Consider the following 5770-nt stretch of genomic DNA (forward strand, 5'->3'; position numbering starts at 1 on the left):
CACGAAATAATTTGGTGATGATATCCCCATTACCCTTCAATGATGTGAGAAAATAAACCAAACTTTTTTCAATCTCCATTAGGTCATACAGTTGCTTGTTCGTTAATGAATCACGCAAATTATTCTCTATTTTAAGACGTTGTTTGTTGAGCTGTTTTAACTTTTCTATATACTGAGTTGAAATTGAAAATAATATCTCTAATGCAAAACGACTCTTCATTGAAGTGTTAACATTTTTCTTGATTACATTTTCTAAAGAGTTAGTCGATTGGTTGCAAACCGTAACAATGTAATCTGTTCCTAAGATGATTCCAATAGGAATGGTAATATAGGAATCAAATTGACCGTGATTCATATCAATAGTTGGAAAATCATTAATAATTAACGTACAATTCGTCTCTTCATCATATTGAATCCGAGCACTTTCTTCTAAATCTAACGGATCTCTTAAGAATTCCATTGGGATATTACAAAGTTGAGATACCNCTGCCAATTCTTCTTTTGACGGTGCGGTCATAGATAGGTTAGGTTTTATGCAAGCAAGGTTATTTGATGTCTTCGCATTGTCAATACATCACTACACTGAATACGTTGAATACATTGTTTACTGAGTAAAGATATCAAGTATAAAGTAACTTTTCACTCAATTATTCTTCTTAGAATACTTTAAATACTCCTGATTTTCATAGTATAGATAAACGCGTTTTGCTAAAGGTACCCCTAATCGTGCTTTATTCTTTCTCCGATGTTTTCTGTGTCCAAAATTTATTACAAAAAACACGAACAGCCCACTCTCTAGTAGAGAAAGGACGTTCATAGACGCGGAGGTAGATCAAATGTTGTGCGTAAATCTTTTCATTCAAATGTAGTCTGCTAAAGTGCCGTCGTGATTAATCACTTGTCCATTATGATTTTCATCATCCAAAACAAAGCTCACGATTAATTCCGCAGCCTGAGCAGGTGTTATTACAAAATCTCCCGTTATATGTCCATTCAAATCCGTCGAAACCGCCCCTGGCATCACCGCAAAAATCTCCACAGGTATACTCTCCTGTTCAAAACTCATTGCCCAAGACTTTGTCATAACATTCAAAGGTGCCTTGGCTGTTTGGTAGGCAAACGCATTGAAGATAGGATGTGGCTCAATAGGTATACTGATATTTTCAATAGTGCCCTTATTGGCGATCAATAGTGGCAGCAAGCCTTTTGAAAGTGCAAAAGGACCGATAAAGTCAACTTGATGAGTTGCCTGTAGCTCTTCAACCGTAAACTTCCATCCAGGTTTATGCATATCGCCTGGAATACCCGCATTGTTAACCAAGAGCGTCAACTCTGGGTAATTCTGCTTAATTATTGTCACTGCATTATCAATACTCTCCAGGTCGGAAACGTCTAACAGCACCAACTTTGCATCACCAAATTTCCGGAGGGAAGTTACTGCCGTTTCTCCTCGCTTCTGATCACGTGCCCCGACTAAAACACGATACCCCACTTCTAACAACTGCTTCGCAATCTCAAATCCAATCCCTTTATTCGCACCAGTTACTAACGCTGTCTTTGTCATCTTTCATTCTCCTTTTTTACAATTTGATAAATTTTAAACAACATATAAAATACAAGTAAATGAGAAATCTGACAGTTACCATCAGGCTTTTTGAACACTCTTTTCTTATCTCTATTTTTAGTTGTAGAATGTTACACGATATTCAACAGGCTGAAATTCTTTCTCACCCGGCTGTGCAGTTGGATTACCAAAAGGCATTTGGACAATTACCGGCGCTCCCTTTAAGTCAACTCCATTATCGCCCAACATTAACGATCTTCCTAACCCAGTTTGGCTCACTCGTCGCTGCTCTTACGAGGCAGTCAGCACAGTCTGAGAAGGAAAGTGGCAGGAGCGGAGCGATACGGGCCGAGGGACCTGCCGTATATTTCGAAGTGGCGGCAGCATCACGAAGTCCGACTGGTCGAACAATAACCCAATCTAGGTCGCTCCGTTGCACCGCACGCTCGGCAATAGATTTGTCCTCGAAAGCTTTTAAGTAGATGTTTTGCAGAATGCGTATTGTCCAGCGATTGAGCGGGGAAAGCTCTTTTCCATTGCTTAGAGTGATGCCGCTCTGCATGACGAAACGTTTGATTCCAGCACGCTCACAGGCGGCCAGGATGTTCGGGATGCCTTCCGACATGACGGTGCCGGGCGAAAAGTTTTTGGTCGGACCTATGCAACTGATTACCGCATCTGTGTCGGTAATGGATTTAACAATGCTCTGCACATCCAGGACATCTCCTTGACGGACGTTGAGACGTGAAGTGGGGGTGATGGGCTTCTGGCCGGCGAGCTACGGCGATAACCTCGTGTCCCAACTCAAGAGCTCGCTCTACCACTTTCCTTCCAGTCGCACCTGTTGCTCCAATAACTGTGATTTTCATTGAGGTGTTCTCCCATCAATTGATGTTGAGATAATAGGGTAAATAGTTAATTTGGTTCTGGTGCAAAGCTCGGATTTTTTCAAAGTATGAACAAAAATATAAGATTAATTCCGAACTTTCAAGCTTTATATACTGTTAATGTTCGGGGTTGAATTTTTATTCCGAATATTAATTGTTCGTAGGATAGCTAATATTCATGTTGAGTTAGTTATCTAATTCTTTTTGCACCAGAGCCCTTAATTTATATTCCGTTACCAGGGCATTTCACCGTTACGATTGGTAAAGGTTCCTGTCGGTCCTTCCTTACCAATGGTAGCCATTCTAACGATGGCATCCGTTCCCTCCTCGACCGTTTGATGTCCATGCCCGGTGAGATCGGTCTTTGTAGGTCCCGGATCTACAGCATTGATCCGGATGTTAGGCAGTCCTTTCGCGTATTGAACAGTGAGCATCGTTACGGCTGACTTAGATGAAGTATAAGCGAGAGAATTCACCTTCGACTCCAGCGTTTCAGGGTTTGTCACCATTCCGAAAGATCCTAGTCCGCTACTGACATTGACAATAACAGGAGCCTCTGACTTACGCAGCAAGGGAAGAAAAGCTTGCGTCACACGAACAATACCAAAGACATTCGTCTCGTAACTCTGACGAACTTCGTCTGCCGTAACATCTTGGGGCTTCGAAAAACCGCCGACGATCCCTGCATTGTTGATAAGGACGTCAAGATGTCCCTCTTTTTTCATGATTTCAGCTGCGGCGGTATTGACGGAGTCATTATCCGTCACATCGAGAAGGACAAACTGGGCGCCAAGTTCGTTGGCTGCTTTCTTGCCGTTTTCTGCGTTGCGTGCGCCGATATAAACGGTATGTCCGAGTCCTATTAGGCGACGGGCAGTTTCAAATCCGAGTCCTTTGTTACCGCCTGTTATTAAAGTAAGGGTCATTTTAATCCATCTCCTTTAAATTTTTTAGTAATGTGAGAATGTACTTAAAATATGCAAAGTTAGTTTATATAAAACATGATTAAAGGAAGTAATAAAAGAGCAAACTTTTGTCTAAGGTTTATAAATCTATCAGTAGCCATGTTCGCATTCGTTACCTTTTATATCTTCAATCGATTAACCATTATTTATATCTATACCAGATATTTGTTTTCAGTATGGAATAAGGATGTGGCTCTTTTCCTTGCTCTTTTATTTTTTCCTCCAAATAATCACGCAGCATCCAGACTGCTTCTCCCTGAGAAGAAGGACCAATGTTTAGTGTCTCTTCCAACTGCTTAACACTGAAACCTAAATCAGCTTGAATATCTTCGGATGTTAACCCTGAAATTTCGTAATTTACTTTTAATTCTTCACTCGTTTGCTTTCGCTGTGCATGGTTTAAGCTCATCTTTTTACCTCCAGTTCAAGGCACATTCTTTATAGTAAACAATTTATGACTCTAGTGGGTTCCAGCCTGAAGTGTTTATCCAGTCCTGTAAATTCAGCAAGTCGGGATGTATCTTACGTAATGCAGGGATGTCAGCCTGATAGCCTTCTTTCTCAAGCCATTCTCTACCTGGGAACTGCCCCTTAGGAGATTCTAAGATGTTACATGGCACATTAAATATCTGACTGAACAATTCTTTTATTTGTGAAAGTGATATTTCGTCTCCTGCAATTTCAATAGCTTTTCCTTTATACTTCTCCGGATAGTTAAAAGCAATGGCAGCAAATGTTGCAATGTCTTTTGCCGAAATCATTTGAAATTTGGTTTCTTCACTCACAAATTCTGGTATGATTAATTGTTGATCCTGAACTTGGACCAGTCTCTTAAAGTTGTCCATGAAAAAAGCTGGACGAAGCACCGTACATGGAAGATCAATGGCTCGAATATATTGCTCGATTTGCCACATGATATCAAAATGTGCACCGCCTCTATTTCTATCTACACCACCTGCAGAACTGTAAACAAAGTGAGCAATACCAACTTGTTTGGCAACATCAGCCACTTTCTTTCCTTGTTGTAGCTCTTTTTCAGGTTCTTCCCCATATATAGGTTGTACAACATAAATACCATACACGCTTTTCATTGCGTCTAATAGCGATTGACGATCATCTAAATCCGCCTTAATAACGGTTGCCCCCTGTTGCTGCAGATCCTGTACAACCGGTCTATCCAAATTACGTGAAATAGCGTGAACTTGCCATCCATCATCCAACAACTTCTCTACTACAGCACTTCCTTGTTTTCCAGTTGCTCCTATTACTAAAATTGTTTCACTTAGAATTGGCATAAAGAATGCCCCCTTAAATGTAATCATCTTGTATTAATTTTTTGTTCTCACAAAACCTAAGATAAAGTAGGTTAAATAGTCATTTTCACGATTAGTTAATCATTACTATATAAAGGTTTCTGACCACTTCTTCCATTACTGTAATAAGCAAAGCATTCCCTATATTGTAATCTCTATGTTATTAGAGTAACATTAAGTGGAGAACCGTCTCACTTATAATAAACGGAGAGTTCTCCATTTGTCAATGTATCTGTTATTGCATTTTAGGAGTGATGAAATAATATGAATCAGGAAAAAAGTTCACATAAACGGATTGAACGTCGTGACGCTGCCGAGAATCGTCAACGCATATTGGATGCTGCACTTAGTCTATTTGAGCAAAATGATGTTGAACAAGTGAGTATGAATCAGATTGCCAAAGAAGCCGGAATAGGACCTGGTACGCTCTATCGTCGTTATAGCAACAAGGGTGAATTATGTCTTGACTTAATCAAAGGTAACCTTGATCTTTTTTTTAAGGAGATTAAAGCCTATTTAGAAGAAAACTATAATGAGCCGCCAAGTAAACGATTGAAGGAAGTTATGAGGATATTTCTTCAATTCAAAGAAGCGAAAGTACAATTACTTAAAGGGGTTGAGGACGCTACACCAAAATATAAATCCATAGTGACGAGTCCTCTGTATAATCAATTACACCAAATATTTGTCACACTTTTTGAAGAGATAAATGAAAAGGAATTCCTGGTAACTAACAGTGTATTTAGAACGGACATGTTGCTTACAGCTTGCACTAGTGATTCTTACTTATTCCAAAGAGAAGTGCGTGGTTATTCGCCCGAAATGATTTTAGAACAAATCTATTCCACGTTATGTTCAACTCATTAAACATATCAATTTTTCAACAAAGAAAGGTTCGCTTATAAGCGAACCTTCAGACTGTATACAAACTCGATGAAAATCGAGTTTGTATACTTTTTTTATGGCTTGTATATTTTGGACGTTGATTTCCACTCCAGGCACTCGCTTTCCGCGGGCGATCCGGGAGCCTCCTCGGCTTTT

At 39.8% G+C, this 5770-nt stretch carries 9 protein-coding genes and 1 pseudogene; 1 reads left to right on the forward strand and 9 read right to left on the reverse strand.

Translation table 11 applies throughout. The features are described from left to right. The 8 genes and pseudogenes from ASU00_RS26530 to ASU00_RS23890 all read right to left on the reverse strand — a co-directional run. Nucleotides 1-460 (reverse strand): magnesium transporter CorA family protein (locus ASU00_RS26530; protein ID WP_236712832.1); only part of this gene is annotated, 460 nt, incomplete at its 3' end. A 399-nt stretch (nt 461-859) separates the two neighbouring features. Further along, nucleotides 860-1564 (reverse strand): SDR family NAD(P)-dependent oxidoreductase, encoded by a 705-nt coding sequence (locus ASU00_RS23870; RefSeq protein ID WP_057915931.1) that lies wholly within the window; start codon nt 1562-1564, stop codon nt 860-862. Between the two features lie 117 nt (nt 1565-1681). Next, a pseudogene (locus tag ASU00_RS25235) lies at nt 1682-1774 on the reverse strand (nitroreductase family protein); the annotation flags it as partial. A gap of 25 nt (nt 1775-1799) precedes the next feature. Continuing rightward, entirely contained in the window at nt 1800-2276 is a 477-nt protein-coding gene (locus ASU00_RS23875; RefSeq protein WP_269085361.1) for an NAD(P)-dependent oxidoreductase, read from the reverse strand. Continuing rightward, nucleotides 2260-2433 (reverse strand): NAD(P)H-binding protein, encoded by a 174-nt coding sequence (locus ASU00_RS26760; protein ID WP_269085362.1) that lies wholly within the window; start codon nt 2431-2433, stop codon nt 2260-2262. Before ASU00_RS26760 ends, ASU00_RS23875 begins: the two co-directional genes overlap by 17 nt. Nucleotides 2434-2684: 251 nt before the next feature. After that, nucleotides 2685-3377 carry an SDR family NAD(P)-dependent oxidoreductase gene (locus tag ASU00_RS23880; protein WP_057915932.1) on the reverse strand — a complete coding sequence of 231 codons (693 nt, stop codon included), beginning with the start codon at nt 3375-3377 and terminating at the stop codon, nt 2685-2687. Nucleotides 3378-3558: 181 nt separating this feature from the next. Continuing rightward, nucleotides 3559-3825: a DUF2316 family protein gene (locus ASU00_RS23885; RefSeq protein WP_057915933.1), complete on the reverse strand. Its 267-nt coding sequence runs from the start codon at nt 3823-3825 to the stop codon at nt 3559-3561. 43 nt (nt 3826-3868) lie between these two features. Then, nucleotides 3869-4711 carry an NmrA/HSCARG family protein gene (locus ASU00_RS23890; protein ID WP_057915934.1) on the reverse strand — a complete coding sequence of 281 codons (843 nt, stop codon included), beginning with the start codon at nt 4709-4711 and terminating at the stop codon, nt 3869-3871. A gap of 282 nt (nt 4712-4993) precedes the next feature. Here ASU00_RS23890 and ASU00_RS23895 point away from each other — a divergent pair, with 282 nt between their 5' ends. Continuing rightward, nucleotides 4994-5596: a TetR/AcrR family transcriptional regulator gene (locus ASU00_RS23895; protein WP_057915935.1), complete on the forward strand. Its 603-nt coding sequence runs from the start codon at nt 4994-4996 to the stop codon at nt 5594-5596. Here the strand turns inward: ASU00_RS23895 and ASU00_RS26535 are convergent. Next, nucleotides 5585-5770 (reverse strand): hypothetical protein (locus ASU00_RS26535; protein ID WP_236712831.1); only part of this gene is annotated, 186 nt, incomplete at its 5' end. The two genes, ASU00_RS23895 and ASU00_RS26535, sit on opposite strands and share 12 nt — an antisense overlap.

It is taken from the genome of Peribacillus muralis, assembly GCF_001439925.1.
GTDB lineage: Bacteria > Bacillota > Bacilli > Bacillales > DSM-1321 > Peribacillus > Peribacillus muralis.

Bases quoted from the DNA above. Each gene is read 5' to 3' on its own strand.
- ASU00_RS23870 (WP_057915931.1), bottom strand. From the start codon at position 1,564: ATGACAAAGACAGCGTTAGTAACTGGTGCGAATAAAGGGATTGGATTT.
- ASU00_RS23885 (WP_057915933.1), bottom strand. From the start codon at position 3,825: ATGAGCTTAAACCATGCACAGCGAAAGCAAACGAGTGAAGAATTAAAA.
- ASU00_RS26760 (WP_269085362.1), bottom strand. From the start codon at position 2,433: ATGAAAATCACAGTTATTGGAGCAACAGGTGCGACTGGAAGGAAAGTG.
- ASU00_RS23880 (WP_057915932.1), bottom strand. From the start codon at position 3,377: ATGACCCTTACTTTAATAACAGGCGGTAACAAAGGACTCGGATTTGAA.
- ASU00_RS23895 (WP_057915935.1), top strand. From the start codon at position 4,994: ATGAATCAGGAAAAAAGTTCACATAAACGGATTGAACGTCGTGACGCT.
- ASU00_RS23890 (WP_057915934.1), bottom strand. From the start codon at position 4,711: ATGCCAATTCTAAGTGAAACAATTTTAGTAATAGGAGCAACTGGAAAA.